Below are 13,681 nucleotides of genomic sequence, written 5' to 3'. Positions count from 1 at the left end.
CAGCTACCGCCGAAGCTCGAAGCTGGTTGCGCCGATCTTGACGGTGGTGTTCAGGGGGACCGGAGTCGGCACGGCCAAGCGGTTGCCGTCCAGGAAGGTGCCGTTGGTCGAATCGAGATCCTGGATCATCCACTTGTCGTGCCAGAGCATCAGACGCGCGTGGTGGGTGGACGTGTAGTCGTCACGGATGACGAGGCTCGAGTCGCCCGACCTCCCGATCGTGATCGAGTCGCCGGTGAGCGGGAATTCGGTGCCGGCCTTCGGGCCGGAGGTGATCACGAGGCGGGTCGCGTTCTGGCTGGTGGCCTTGTCGTCCACGGCGGTGAACGCCGGGCTCGGCCGAGCCGTGAACTGCTCCGTCGGCGCAGAGGCCGCGGTGGCGGGAGGCTGGGTGGCGCTCGGCACGGGCGTGGCGCTCGGGAACGTGGCGGGCGCGCCGGCTGCGCCAGCGACATCTGCCTGCATCTTGCGGGCGCGCTGGCCGAACAGGTCGCTGCGCAGGGCATAGACGATGCCGAAGATGAAGAGCCAGAGCACCAGCAGGAAGCCGAGGCGCAGCACAAGCAGGGTGAGCTCGCTGACGCTCATGCGGTGGGTCCCCAGAATCCATCCATGTCGTGACGTTCGCGGCCGCCGTCGCGGCGACGCTCGGTCACCGGCTCGGAAGAGGATGCCTGCGCGATGACCCGGAAGACGATGCGGGTGCGGCCGATGGTGACGACGGAATCGGGCTCGAGGATGGCCTGCGTGACCGGTGAACCGTTTAGCTGGGAGCCGTTTGTCGAGCCGAGGTCGCGCACCTGGGCACGGGAGCCGTCCCAGAGGATCTCGACATGCCGGCGGGAGGTGCCGGAGTCGTCGATGGTGATGTCGGCGTCGCTGCCGCGGCCGATGACGGTGTGCGACTGCGTCAGGGGGTAGCGCTTGCCGTTGACCTCGACCACGGGGATCCAGGCGACGCTGCCCTTGATCGTGCTGGAGTCGATTTGGACCATGCCCTCACTGAGGCCGCGATCCGCGGACAGGGTGATCGAGACGCCGCCGGCGAACTGGTAACGCTGCTCGCGGCCGTGCAGCTGCACGAGTTCGGTGAGCTCGTCGAGGAGGGTCTGGCCGAGGGCGGACATGCGCTGGAAGTCGGCATGGCTCATTCGCACCGTGAAGCGATTGGGCGCGAGAATGCGATCGCGGGACACGACCGCTGCTTTTGTGTCGAGTTCGCGACGCAGCGCTGAGGTGATTTCCACCGGCTGCAGCCCCGACCTGAAGGTCTTGGCGAACGCACCGTTGACGGCGCGTTCGAGACCCTTTTCAAAACTATCCAGAATGCCCACAGGTCTCCCGATCCGATCCTTTCGGCTATGAGCATGTTACTTGTCCCAAGTGTTAACTCACCCGCCGGGCAATACCCGGTGAGGGTTGTCATCCTACGGGAGCCAGTCCGGGTCGCCATGTCGGGCCCCTATCGGGCGCGTGTTCAGGATGTTCGCCACGCCGCGCAGACCTGTGTTCGCGTGGCCTGCCTGCCTCGAATGGCGTTGTGCCCTCGGAAAGTGCTAATCTGCCTAAGTTCGCGCGAGTGGCGGAATTGGCAGACGCGCTGGCTTCAGGTGCCAGTGTTCGAAAGGACGTGGGGGTTCAAGTCCCCCCTCGCGCACAGTGGGTGTTTCAGGAAATCCAAGCGAACAGGCCGGTTGAGCAGAAATGCTCAGCCGGCCTTCTGCATTTAACGAGTCCGAGCGAAGTCAGGAGCGGTTTCGATGCTCGCCGCTCGGGGTTTTGCGGGTTAAACGCCAACCAGCCTGCTGGTAGGCAGGCTGAAGCGTTCGGTGCGCGGGGTGACGTTCGGAATTGGCGGAGGTTCCCGCTACTGCGGCGGTGCCAGGGCGGGAAGTGCGCTGTGTTTATTCAGCGGTGTTCCGGTGGCTTCTTTGCGTCGGCGTCCTCGGGAGAGACTCTCGCCGCTGTCACGTTCCGCGGTCTTCACGAAGAAGTCGAATATCTTCCGCAGGTTCGATGAGACTGCGGCGAGGGTTGCCGCGAGGTAATTGAAGGCGAACCCGCGACCGGACCGTTTGCTGACGTTGGCGAGGTCCTCGAAATTCTTTGACTTCAGGGTCTTGTTGGCGGACTCGACGAGGCTGCGCATGCCGAAGTATTTCCGGTGCTCTGGGGATTTGAAGGCGAACTTCTGGAGGTGCTTCACGGCCAACCGGGGGTTCTTATTCCGTTCGGCTGGGGCTCCAGCATCCATCGGGATGGTGACGGTCGCTGGTGTGACGGGTCTGGCGACGCGCTTCCCGTTGGCACGGTCGATTGCCATGTAGGTGCCGGGAGTGGGATACATGAAACGCTGGAATCCGTCTTTGTCGGGGCGCCCTTTCGGCTTCATTCGGTAGGCATCGCGTCTGGCGAGGTAGGCCTGGAAGGTGATTTTGTCGAGCTGTCGCTTGGGCTTCTCGGGGTTGAGGGGGTCGCTCACCCGGGTGTTGTAGTTCTTGGCGGCATCGATGAGATCCTGGGGCATCCAGGTGACGTACCAGTTTCCGTCGACCAGGATGAGGTCGCGCCACTGGTTTTGTAGTCCGAGGTCTGGCTTCTTGTAGTCGATGACGAGTTCGCAGCCTCGCTGTCGCACGGGAATGTGGAAGTTGCGCGGTTTCTCTCCGTTGTAGGCCCGGTCCACGATCACGAGGCCGCTCGTGAACCCCAGTCGCTGATGAGAGTCCAGGAGTCGGACCCCAGAACCGATGATTTCACCCGGCCGATGGAACCCAACCGCGGTGATCAGGGAAGGGAAGACCGTGTTCTGGCCTGGTTTGTCCCACACCATGACGCTGATTTCGAGCTCGTAGCCCGCCTTGTCGGTTTTTGCGCCCTGCCCGTCGTGTTTTCCGCCCCGGCGGTACCGTCCCGAGTGCGGGTCGGCATTCCCTCGCCGCATTCCTTTATCTGTTGGGTTGGGTCGCCCGGTGCCTGGGATGAGGGTGGCGTCTGCGGCGATGTTGCCGTGGTATCGGGCCCAGATATCTGCAGGGAGCATCCGTACGCTCGTGTGGAGGAGCTGTTCACAGAGCCAGTCGAGGCGAGCCAGATTGCGTTCGGACTTCTGCAGGGCTTTCGGCGTCGATTGCTTGGCGAGGAGTTTGGCGAATGGTTTGGGCTTAAGTCGCTTGTTCCGAGGGGCCGGATGCGGGTCGATGAGGTTCATCATGCGGTTCGCTGAGCGCCAGAGGCGCTGATATCAGTCGTCGTGGTCGCCCGACCGGTCCTCGATGCCTAGGAGGACGAATACCTCGGCGCCGAAGTGGACGTCAAGGGTCTCAGCGATGCGATGGTAGTTGATGCCGTAGCCGAGTTGGACGTGAAGAAGAAAAAGGACCAGAACTGCCCGGAACGGAATGGTGGGCTTGACTCCTGCATTCGACTTCAGTCGCATAGCTCGCCATTCGAGCAGTTTCGTGACTACTCCGGAGTTGTCGACGATCCGGATGGCATTGGTCAGGTAGGCGCGCGATACGGGGCCGCGGGCGCGCTCTCGCTTGTACTCATGGCGGGTCATGCCAAATGTTGCTTGCATCCGCTGTTCGAGCAGCGCTGCGTCGGAAATGGTGCTCACGGGGTGACCTCCCCGCGCAGCTGTACCCGGTAGCTGTCATCGTCGAGTAAATCGACGTACTCCAGGTAGCGGGGCAGATTTTCGAACTTGTCGACGCCCAGGCATCAACTCCTTGATTCGGGTGCCGGTGCGGAGATGGGCGACAATCCAGGTTGCCCGTAGTCGGTCACCCCGCGGCCTCTGGCCCACTGTGTATTGAGTGAAGCTGGAGAGGAGTTTGCCATCGAGGGTGCGGTTCGGCTTGCCCCAGATGGGAATGTCCCGAAGGACCTGCGCCAGTATCGCGACCATCCACGGCTCCCACTGGCCCTCGAGGGGGACAAGTCGGGGGTTGGTGCCACGGACGGTGATTGTGACGCCGAGCTCGTCAACGAGGACGTCGTCGGGATAGATGGTGCTGACATCGCTGGAGCGGAGGCCAGCTCCCGCGCAGAACACAAGCATGAGCATTGCGCTCCGTCGCTTCTCCGCACTGGGTTGTCCGACCGCCCACAGCGAGAACTCCTCCATTTCCTTCTTTGAATAAGGCGCGGCGATGCGCTTTTTGGACAACGGGGTCATGGTTTCGGGGTGTTCCTCGGGAGCGACGACCTTGGAGACCCGCATCAGAATCGCACGGTAGTTGCGGCGGGTGCCCTCTGAACGGTCGGGGTTCTCCTGGCTGCAGTACATGTCGATGGCCTGTCGGCTGAAAATGACATCGGCCTGCAACGGCCAGCCCTGCTCAGCCACGCACCACAGCGCAAACGCGCTGGTGACGGTGAGGAGCAACGAGGCGGTGTACGTGGTCTTGGGAGCGGCGAGGAAACAGGCGTCCTTCACGAACGCTTCAATGCGCGTCCATTCGGGGTGGCTGCGCTGTGGTTTGTAGTTGGTCATGACTGCGCGCACCCCCTCGTTCATCTGGCTGTAGCTACAGCCAGAGAGTAGACCAGCTACCTCCGACAGGGGCGAATCCGAGAACGCGCCGATGACTGCGGATAGGCTCTGCATATGAGTCCGCGCCCAGCTCGTGTCGCCCCACACGAGTTGTGTGTCGACTGGCCGACGATGCCGAGCGATGACCCGGTCGCCGAGATAGCGCGACGGTTGGTGCTCAACCTGCGGGAAGCCATCGGTGACCGAAGCATTAGAGAGGTTGCCCGCGTTACCGGCGTTGACCGGGCCACTATCGCTGCCGTGCTCAATGGCCTGTCCTGGCCGGACATTGTGACGCTCGCAAAACTCGAGATCGGGCTGCACCTCTTGCTGTGGCCCCCGCGTGCGGGCGAGACGGCCTGAGGAATGGTTGGAAGGTGTATTCACCCTTACTCTGTGCGTTCAGTTTTCATGAGAAGTAGCTTCGCAACAGGGAATGTCACCATCCAGACAGTACATTACACGCTATTTTGGTGTCTTTCCTATCAAAATAAGCGTCAAAATCGTTCAAATTCGCGTTCTTCGATAGCCTGATTGCATGCGTAGACAAGCTGTTCCGGGAGGCTTCAAATTCGAACCGCGGACCTTAGTGGGCGTGCGCAAACAGTTCGGCAAGTCATCTGTGCCGCTTCACCCCGCACCGGGCGTTGATGAGAACGACCCACGATTTCTCGCCGCGCAGCTACAGCACCAAGTTGCGAACGCGGTCCGTGAAGGGGTACTCGTCCGCGGGATGACCCTCGAGCAGTTCGTTCTGAGCGAGAGTGCGACCTCGCTACAGCCGGGCCTCACCTATGACCGGCTCATTCGAATCCAGCGTGGAGAGACCCTGATGCAGCTGGCCGATCTATTCAGTTGGGCGCGACGATTCGACACGGTGCGCGCGATCCTCGCCGACGAGCGAAACTGGCCGGCTGCCGCGAACCGCAACAGCCCTAGCTAGCGCTGCGCCTCGCTTTCGAAGCCATCGCCAGCCGCAACAGGCTTGTATTAGCCGGGTGGCCCGGCCCCCATCAACGCGAGCCTGGAATCGGTGACCAGTAACGGCATGTTCCGCGGTGCGTTTGCCAGCCAACGGTGCCTGGTTCCCATGGCCGGCTACTGCGAGTAGCAGCAGATGGATGACGGCAAGCAGCAGAGCAGGGGATTGGGTATGGGCTTCCTTGTGCGATCCCTGAACGCGCAGTCGTGACGCACGAGGTGCGGGTCAGCTGAAGCTGAGCGGTGGTCGCCGGTCATTCATCGCAGATATTGATTCGTTCAGCTTGACGAATGCATCGTCCAACCACTCCTCGTCGATCCAGAAGGGTCACGTCCCGCTGGGTGGTGTAATTCCTCGTCACCGTGCGGGTCAGTTGGTTTAGTTTAGGCGGCAGCGAGTTCGGGCAGGATCACCGCCTCGTCGAGGACTTCGATGGGGTTGTTCATGGTGGCCAGCTCGAGCATTGATGCTTCGGAGAAGTAGCGTCGTTCGCCGGCCTCCCACTCGTCATGTTGCTCGATCAACACTGACCCGGCCAGGCGCAGCAGGGCCGCCGCGTTGGGGAAAACGCCGACGACGTCGGTGCGGCGTTTGATCTCCTTGTTGACCCGTTCTAGCGGGTTGGTGGACCAGATCTGGCGCCAGTGCCGCCGCGGAAACCCGGCGAACGCGAGGAGGTCGGGTTGCGCGTCGACGAGCATGGCAGCGACTTTGGGGTGCGAGCGGCCGAGCATGGTGGTGACCTCACGGAACTGCTTCTCGATGTGTTCGCGGTCCGGTTGGGCGAAGATGGTGCGGATGATCGAGGCGACCATCTCCTGGGATCCCTTCGGCACGACCGCGAGGACGTTGCGCATGAAGTGCACCCGGCATCTCTGCCAGCCAGCGCCCTGAAAGACGGTCCCGATGGCTTTCTTCAGCCCGGTGTGAGCGTCAGACATGACCAGCTTCACCCCATCCAGACCGCGAGTCTTCAACGACCGCAGGAAGCTGGTCCAGAAGCCCTCGTTCTCGCTGTCGCCAACGTCGAAACCGAGTACTTCACGGCGTCCGTCGGCCGCGACGCCGACCGCGACGACGATGGCCTGGGACACGATCCGGTGCCCGACGCGCGCTTTGCAGTAGGTCGCGTCGAGGAACACGTAGGGGAAGTCTTGTGCGGCGAGGGTCCGATCCCGAAACTCCGCCACTTCCGCATCGAGGCCGGCGCAGATCCGGGACACTCCGGACTTGGAGATCCCGGTATCAGCGCCGAGAGCTTTGACGAGGTCGTCGACTTTGCGGGTTGAGACGCCGTGGACATAAGCCTCCATCACGACGGCGAACAGGGCTTGATCAACGCGGCGGCGCCGCTCCAGCAGCGCCGGGAAGAACGACCCGGCGCGCAGCTTCGGGATCTTCAGGTCGAGGTCCCCGGCCGTGGTGCTCAGCGTCCGCGGCCGGGTGCCGTTGCGGTGGGTGGTGCGGTCGCCCGAGCGTTCGAACGGGGCGGCACCGATGAATACGGTCGCTTCCGCATCGATCAGTTCTTGATACAACGTTTCGGTCGCGACGCGGATGCGGTCGGTGACATCGGTGAGTTTGAGTTCTCCCAGCAGGTCAAGCAGGGCAAACTGGTCTAGAGCCATCGTGTGGTGTCCTTTGTGAGTTGCTTTAGTCGGTACTCACTGACCATCCCACGGTGGCTCTTCACGTTGACGAAGCAACACTCAGAAGCCGGAAACCACACCACTCACAGGGACGTAACCACACTCGTCAGTAACGGCTCAAACAAAGTCCACTCGGGATCGATTGAGGAATCGGTTCGAGACACATCGAAATCCTCCCAAATCACACATCAACCGGTCAGGAGACACGCCCTAATCCGGAACGAGTGCTATTGTCACGATGCCCATAATCGGTACAAAGCACGTAGATTGTCTGGTCACAGCAAATTTTTCACCACTTGGCATGAGCCTCGGCATTTCAGCAGTGGAGATCCTATGTGCAGAAGAATGTCAACGGACGCCAGCTATCGAAGCGGACCAGCGCGGTGACGCCGCTGTCTGAGGCATCCGATCAGCAGACGCTGATGCTCAGCATGGCTTCGGGTAATCAGGCCGCGTTCGGCCTGATCTACGATCGCTTAAGTGTTACGACTTTTGACATCTGCAATCACCATCTGAAGACCCCGGCAGCGGTCGACGAGGCCATGCTCGGTCTGTGGCTGTACGTCTGGCAAAATGCGGCGATGTTGTCGGGGCTGGACGGGTCGCCTTGGTCCATCATTATTAGGACTGCGGAACACCACGCCGAGTTTCACGCTCAGACCGAGTGCCTGGCCCGAGAAACGGATAACACTCTTCTCGGATGAGTCCCGGTCCCCGGATGGCTCATATTCACGCCAGTGACGAGGTCAACGTCGCATGTGAGAACAACAATTTCGTCCCCATCACTGCCCCTGACCGAGTCATGGGCGCCGGGTACACACCGGTCAGATCAGACGGACGTCACCCCGGCAAGATCGTATTCGGGATCTTCGCGGCCTTGCCGAAATGGAGCGGCCACTCATTTCGGAGCGCACCGTTACCGGGCTCGCAGTGGCGAGGGTGAGAGGCCGGACCGGTGGGCTCCATTTCAAGATGACGCCGGACCAAGATTCTCTCGGCCATGGCTGCGACGGGGCAGAGAAATGAAGGTGGGCACCCTCCACAAGGAACTTGGAATCAATCCGCATACGTTGTATCGACATGTTTAGCCTGCGGGGAAGTCGCTGTCTGAGGGGGCGAAGCCTCTCGAGGAAATAGCTCACCCGGGGAATACGGGCGGCATCGAAGCGCACTTCGGAGTGCCGCTGAAGTCGAATGCTGGCCGCGTCCTGAGGTTGCGAGACATTTGCATCGCCGCCTGGTTTCGTTGGCTCTTATTCGCGTTGAAACTAGTGAGGAAACGTTACTAGAGCAGGGCTGCAACCGTTCTCTCCGCTGCCTTTCGACGACCGACCCGCCATCGTCGGGGCAGCCTCTCGCGAGACCCTCCTTCTCCCGCTGGCCCGCGACGTGGATCATCGCCGTGCGCGAGCCACAACAATCAGCTAACATCACCGCATGAAGCGCATAACGTACAACGGCGGTTCCATTGTCACGAGCAACAGCATCACGACAGCGCTACTCGACTACATCACCTCTGTGGCCGATAGCGACAACAGTGTGGCTGTGGGTGTCACCACGCTCGACGAGAACGACGAGACATCCGTACACACGCTAATTCTCAGCCCAACCAATCAGTTCGACGTCGTCGATGTCGACGTCGAAGGGATTACGGAGGAAGATGAAGCTACGCGTTTCCCGTTACCTGAAATGCCGATGATCGGTATTACCGGCACCGTCGAAACCACAGGCGACGCTGGTCGGACAGCCAAAGACTTTAACTTTGTCGCTAACGAAATCGACAATGGCCTTGGGAGCACTCATGGGTAAATTTATCTACGGGACTCCGTCGATCACCGTCAATTTCGACGACCGGGTGCTCGCGCACCTCAAGGTCGTCATTCTGTCCAAGGTACGCCGGGGGGAAAGTTTCACGTTTTCGTGGGAATACTCGGCGGCATCAGGACACGGTCACAGCACCATTTGGATCCACCCAACGATTCCGCTTCAATTCGACTTCTTCGGTAATAGGGAGCCCCTCCTAAACCGTGCTTGGGTCGAAGAATTGGTGCGCCTGTCAAACACACCGGGCGGCCTGAGGGTAACGCCGGAACCGGCCGAGCTGGAGGCGCCCGCACGCGATCGATAATCGCCTGACTACTCCACCCTGGCCCCCGGCGTGAAGCCTGCCAGCGGGGTCATGGCCAATGGATGCGCGACGTCGTGTCGACGACCCGGATTGCGACGGACGCACTCGCCCTCAGGGGCTCCATCAGGTCAAAGGGCTAAGGCACGCACCCACTTTCGGGGCAATGATAAACTTCGCAAAACTTATGAACTTGGGCTGTGGTGTCCGCGGAAGTTCCGGTCGGCCTCGCCCCGGAAGGACTATTTAGCCATGTCCCAACCTCTCTTCGAAGCGAGCACGGTGCCACCGAGACTCCTGATCCTCGGGATCACCGCCTGCCCCACCGGCATCGCGCACACCTACATGGCGGCCGAAAAGCTTGAGAGCGCAGCGGCTGAGTTGGGCTACGAGATGAAGGTCGAGACGCACGGCTCGGTCGGCGTCGAAGGCACCTTCAGCCAAGACGACATCGACCGTTCGGACGCAATCGTGATCGCGGCCGACACCAAGATCGATTGCTCGCGCTTCGCGGGCAAGCGGATCGTCTCCGTCGGGGTCGCCGACGGCATTCACCGCCCCGCCGCCTTGATCCGGGACGCCCTCGCCGCCGAGCCGTCCACCGTCGGCGACAGTTCCAGCCGCGACGCCACGCCCTCGCGCAGCGGTAAGGCCGACTTCGGAAGCACCCTGTACCGCGCACTGATGAACGGCGTGTCGTACATGATCCCGTTCGTTGTGGTCGGCGGGCTCCTGATCGCCATCTCGCTCTCCTTCGGCGGCGAGGCGACCCCGAATGGGCTCGTCATCCCGGAGGGCAGTTTCTGGCTGACGCTCAACCAGATCGGCGGACTCGGTTTCACCCTGATGGTGCCGATCCTCTCTGGCTTCATCGCCTACGCCATCGCCGACCGGCCCGGGCTCGCACCGGGCATGATCTGCGGCTGGATCGCCACGACCGGGGCCTTCTACAATTCCGAATCAGGCGCCGGCTTTATTGGCGGCATCATCACTGGTTTCCTGGTCGGCTTCGTCGCCCTCGGCATCAAGAAAATCCCCGTGCACCGCTTTATCAAGCCGATCATGCCGATCCTCGTGATCCCCGTGCTCACCACCGTGATCGTCGGCGGCGCCTTCGTGCTCGCCCTCGGCCAGCCGATCAGCTGGGTCTTCTCCACCATGACCACGTTCCTCACCGGCCTGCAGGGTGGCAGCGCGATCGTGCTTGGCCTGATCCTCGGCGCCATGGTCGCCTTCGACATGGGCGGCCCGATCAACAAGACCGCATTCCTCTTTGGTGGAGCATTGATCGCGGAGGGGAACTCAGCCCCGATGGGCATGGTCGCCGCCGCGATCGCCGTCCCGCCGCTCGGGATGGGCTTGGCCACCCTGATCCGCGGCCGCTACTTTTCCAAACCAGAGCGTGAAGCCGGCATCGCCGCACTGTTCCTGGGATTCTTCGGCATCACCGAGGGCGCGATTCCGCTCGCCGCGGCCAAGCCGTTGCAGGTCATCCCGGCGAACATGATCGGTGGCGCCATGGCCGGAGGCATTGCCGCCCTGCTCGGGGTCACCAACTCCGTACCGCACGGCGGCCCAATCGTCGCCGTCTTCGGTGCGGTCTCCGGGGTGCCGATGTATTTCGCGGCCTTGCTCACCGGCGCCGTCGTCACCGCCCTCGTTTCGGTGCTGCTGCTCGGCATTTCCGCGCGCAAGTCGACCCGCCACGCTGCAGCGACGGGTGCGGCCACGGGCACCGCCGCCGGGGCTTCCGGTCCTGTCCCCGCGCCCACGGGCCCATCGGACGCGGATGCCGGCACGGTCAGCTCGGTCGCGTCCGAGTCCGAATCGTCGCCTGTGCCCCCGGCGAAGAAGACGGTGCTCGACTATATCGACGAACGCACGATCGTGCTCGACGTCGACGAGACCGACCGGGATGCGATGATCAGCACCCTCGCCGGCCTGATGAGCAAGACCGGCCGCGTCACCGACGAGACCCTGGTGACCCAGGCCGCCCTCGCCCGTGAGAAGCACGGCACGACGGGCATCGGCGACGGCATCGCGATCCCCCACGCCAAGTCGGACGGTGTAACCGCCCCGTTACTCGCCTTCGCCCGCAGCACGCAAGGCATCGACTGGAACTCAGCCGACGGCTCCAAGGCCACGCTGATCTTCATGATCGCCGTCCCGGAGGCGAAGGCCGGAACCGAGCACCTGAAGGTACTCGCCCAGCTATCCCGCGCCCTGATAAAGCCCACCTTCCGCGACGCCCTCCAGGCCGCCACGACCCCCGCGCACGTACTCGAGGCGCTGGCCCTGCAAGTCGGCGCGAAGACGGTCGCACCCGACGCTTACTAGAAGCCTGCTGAGGGACCACATCGGCAACCCAAGCGCTGAGTCACCAGCAGACCAGAACCGCCGCGGCTAGGGATCCAGAACTCAACGATGCTGGCCTGCCATGGCGGGTGTCACGAGGGAACCCCGACTTGGTCGGCGCAAAATGTCCAGCGCTTCCACGTGCCATGTGTACGTCCTTCCACGGGCCGATCCTGATCCCGTAAAAGGGACGTTCAGCAGACGCGACTAGGTGCCCATCGCTCCGAATGCTGTGGAGTTGATTGCTAAGTGGCGATAAATATTTGATCCGGCCCGTTGCCGATCGAATGCCGGACTTGACGTTCGTGACCATGCTTGAGGTCAAGGTCGGCAAGAGTCGGTTGCACCTGGGCTTTCACCCGAGCGACCAAAAAGCAGAAATTGATCGCCTGTTGGGCATGGGGGGCCAAACGGACGGATACCGTGCGAGAGGAGCAGTCATGGGTTGTGCTCGCCGATCCGGAGTGCAATGGATTCTGCATTCAGGAATCCCCAAACTTCACGGGATCGAGCCCCATGAAGCCAGATCGTTCTGGTGAGGCTTATTGACCGTTTCCGCGAGCTGGTTGACTGCGAGTTCCTGATCGCGAAGAGCCAGGATAATCCGAATGCGCGTGGCGTCGACGAACATCGCGAAAACCTCCCTGGCTAATTCGACGTATTCACTATCGGGGTCCAATGTGCAACCATTCGCGTTTGCATTAATACGCAGAGTATTGCATATAAGTCCGGCCTGCCGGTCAGTAGCCCCGTCACGAAAATGCCTGGGCCACCACGTGAAATCGGAACCTCCGGATCTGGCGACGGCCGCTCCTTTACGCAGCGCTGCCACGTGCAACTGAGGATACTTATGGGGGAACGGGCTACCCTTCTCGACGTCAGGGCAACCGGCGCTCTTCGGTGCCCAACTGAGATACTCAGCAGCGCAACGTCGTCACATTACTAGCATCTTTTGGTTACTCGGAACGCCCACACCGACTCTCTTCCCGTCGATGAAGTTTCCCAGAGTCGGCTCTAGCGAGTGGTGCGCACCACCCGGGTGAGGCCGGCCGGCACTAGCAGGGTGCCGTCGACCGGAGTGTTGGTGAGCAGCTCGGTGCCGGTTGCGGGCACGGCGTGGTCCGCATCCGTGTGGTTGATGTGGAAGTCCTCGGTGTCGGTCGAGCGGGTGACCACCTCGACGCCGCCGATACCGTGGGCCGCGTCGATGCCGGCCGCATTGAGCGCGTCCATGAGGAGTGAGCCCAGGTCGCTGCCGACGAGCTTGGTGGACAGATACCATGCCGACCCGGCACCGAACGCGTTCCGGGTGATGGCCGGTCCGCCCGCCGCCGGTCCGTCGACGTACCAGGCCAGAACCTCGGCGGTGGTCACCTCGATGTCGTCGGTCCACGCGGCACCGGTGCGGGAGTCGCTGAGCGTGACGGTCTCGTTCTCGTGCAAGGGCAGGAACTCGGGGATGGTGAGGCCGAGGACCTCGCGGAGGGCGCCGGGCGCCGCGCCGGGATAAACGGTGTCGTTCAGGTCGACAATGCCGGAGAAGTAGGAGACCACAAGGTGGCCGCCGTCTCGCACGTACCCGGTGAGGTTCTTCGATGCGGCTTGTCCGGCGAGGTAAAGGCTGGGCGCGATCACCAGGTCATAGCTGCTGAGGTCCCCGGTGGGATGAGCGAAGTCCACCGTCACGTTGCGGTTCCAGAGCGCCGCGTAAAACGCCTCGATGCGCTCCGCACATCCGGTGGCACCAGTGTTGAGACATCCGTCATCAAGCCCACGCACCGAGAGAACGGGCTTATGTCAGGTTGGCCACACCGCCGGTGGTCGAGATTGCTCGTGGTTTTGCCAGGCTCAATCACACGCGCGACGTGCCCGATTTCCCGCAATAAAGGCCTTGGCCGACAATCAGCACTAGAAGTCGGGCACGTCAGAGCCAGCGTGATCAGATGAGTCAGTTCGCGAAACCCCCGCTATCGGCGTCGGGTATTTGAACACTGGGCCCGTCTAGCTTTCTGGGCTCATCCGGCAACGAACGC

At 62.2% G+C, this 13,681-nt stretch carries 14 protein-coding genes, 1 tRNA gene and 1 pseudogene; 8 read left to right on the top strand and 8 right to left on the bottom strand.

Annotation, left to right across the window (positions count from 1 at the left end; genetic code table 11):
- Positions 1–3: 3 nt before the first annotated feature.
- On the bottom strand, positions 4–588 hold the full coding sequence (locus tag E3O22_RS02375) for an FHA domain-containing protein (protein WP_134394341.1): 585 nt from the start codon (positions 586–588) through the stop codon (positions 4–6).
- Entirely contained in the window at positions 585–1,334 is a 750-nt protein-coding gene (locus E3O22_RS02370) for a DUF3662 and FHA domain-containing protein (RefSeq protein ID WP_134394340.1), read from the bottom strand. The genes E3O22_RS02375 and E3O22_RS02370 overlap by 4 nt, the downstream gene beginning before the upstream one ends.
- 239 nt (positions 1,335–1,573) lie before the next feature.
- Here E3O22_RS02370 and E3O22_RS02365 point away from each other — a divergent pair.
- A tRNA-Leu gene (locus tag E3O22_RS02365) sits at positions 1,574–1,657 on the top strand.
- Between the two features lie 210 nt (positions 1,658–1,867).
- Here the strand turns inward: E3O22_RS02365 and E3O22_RS02360 are convergent.
- Genes E3O22_RS02360 through E3O22_RS02350 form a run of 3 tightly spaced genes read right to left on the bottom strand, consistent with a single transcriptional unit; the run spans position 1,868 to position 4,498 of the window.
- Positions 1,868–3,214 carry a hypothetical protein gene (locus E3O22_RS02360; protein ID WP_134394339.1) on the bottom strand — a complete coding sequence of 449 codons (1,347 nt, stop codon included), beginning with the start codon at positions 3,212–3,214 and terminating at the stop codon, positions 1,868–1,870.
- A 30-nt stretch (positions 3,215–3,244) separates the two neighbouring features.
- Positions 3,245–3,619 carry a hypothetical protein gene (locus tag E3O22_RS02355; RefSeq protein WP_134394338.1) on the bottom strand — a complete coding sequence of 125 codons (375 nt, stop codon included), beginning with the start codon at positions 3,617–3,619 and terminating at the stop codon, positions 3,245–3,247.
- A 36-nt stretch (positions 3,620–3,655) separates the two neighbouring features.
- Positions 3,656–4,498: a hypothetical protein gene (locus tag E3O22_RS02350; RefSeq protein ID WP_134394337.1), complete on the bottom strand. Its 843-nt coding sequence runs from the start codon at positions 4,496–4,498 to the stop codon at positions 3,656–3,658.
- Between the two features lie 114 nt (positions 4,499–4,612).
- On the opposite strand from E3O22_RS02350, the gene E3O22_RS02345 reads away from it, so the two are divergent.
- The 3 genes from E3O22_RS02345 (at position 4,613) to E3O22_RS16535 (ending at position 5,648) form a co-directional block, all read left to right on the top strand.
- Complete coding sequence (locus E3O22_RS02345) at positions 4,613–4,900, top strand: helix-turn-helix transcriptional regulator (RefSeq protein WP_134394336.1); 288 nt, start codon at positions 4,613–4,615, stop codon at positions 4,898–4,900.
- Between the two features lie 232 nt (positions 4,901–5,132).
- Positions 5,133–5,480, top strand: coding sequence for a hypothetical protein (locus tag E3O22_RS15785; RefSeq protein ID WP_166784534.1), 348 nt, complete (start codon positions 5,133–5,135; stop codon positions 5,478–5,480).
- Positions 5,481–5,549: 69 nt separating this feature from the next.
- Positions 5,550–5,648: an SOS response-associated peptidase family protein gene (locus tag E3O22_RS16535; protein ID WP_134394385.1), complete on the top strand. Its 99-nt coding sequence runs from the start codon at positions 5,550–5,552 to the stop codon at positions 5,646–5,648.
- Between the two features lie 254 nt (positions 5,649–5,902).
- Here the strand turns inward: E3O22_RS16535 and E3O22_RS02330 are convergent, their stop codons facing one another.
- Entirely contained in the window at positions 5,903–7,147 is a 1,245-nt protein-coding gene (locus E3O22_RS02330; protein ID WP_134394334.1) for an IS256 family transposase, read from the bottom strand.
- Between the two features lie 356 nt (positions 7,148–7,503).
- Here E3O22_RS02330 and E3O22_RS02325 point away from each other — a divergent pair, with 356 nt between their 5' ends.
- From E3O22_RS02325 to E3O22_RS02310, 4 genes are all read left to right on the top strand, one after another.
- Positions 7,504–7,872, top strand: a complete 369-nt coding sequence (locus tag E3O22_RS02325; RefSeq protein WP_134394333.1) for a hypothetical protein — start codon at positions 7,504–7,506, stop codon at positions 7,870–7,872.
- 733 nt (positions 7,873–8,605) lie between these two features.
- Entirely contained in the window at positions 8,606–8,977 is a 372-nt protein-coding gene (locus E3O22_RS02320) for a hypothetical protein (protein ID WP_134394332.1), read from the top strand.
- Positions 8,970–9,296 (top strand): ATP-dependent DNA ligase, encoded by a 327-nt coding sequence (locus tag E3O22_RS02315; RefSeq protein ID WP_134394331.1) that lies wholly within the window; start codon positions 8,970–8,972, stop codon positions 9,294–9,296. Before E3O22_RS02320 ends, E3O22_RS02315 begins: the two co-directional genes overlap by 8 nt.
- 249 nt (positions 9,297–9,545) lie before the next feature.
- Positions 9,546–11,630 (top strand): fructose-specific PTS transporter subunit EIIC, encoded by a 2,085-nt coding sequence (locus E3O22_RS02310; RefSeq protein ID WP_134394330.1) that lies wholly within the window; start codon positions 9,546–9,548, stop codon positions 11,628–11,630.
- Positions 11,631–12,189: 559 nt separating this feature from the next.
- Here the strand turns inward: E3O22_RS02310 and E3O22_RS16070 are convergent.
- Together E3O22_RS16070 and E3O22_RS02300 are read right to left on the bottom strand one after the other, a co-directional pair.
- Positions 12,190–12,372 (bottom strand): annotated as a pseudogene (locus E3O22_RS16070) (transcriptional regulator); the annotation flags it as partial.
- Between the two features lie 290 nt (positions 12,373–12,662).
- Positions 12,663–13,427, bottom strand: coding sequence for a beta-galactosidase trimerization domain-containing protein (locus E3O22_RS02300; protein ID WP_134394329.1), 765 nt, complete (start codon positions 13,425–13,427; stop codon positions 12,663–12,665).
- Between the last annotated feature and the right edge of the window lie 254 nt (positions 13,428–13,681).

Origin of the sequence: Cryobacterium sp. TMT2-18-2 (assembly GCF_004402245.1) — a bacterium.
GTDB lineage: Bacteria > Actinomycetota > Actinomycetes > Actinomycetales > Microbacteriaceae > Cryobacterium > Cryobacterium sandaracinum.
Note: the sequence above shows the minus strand (reverse complement) of the source record. Positions and strands in the feature narration are given on the sequence as shown.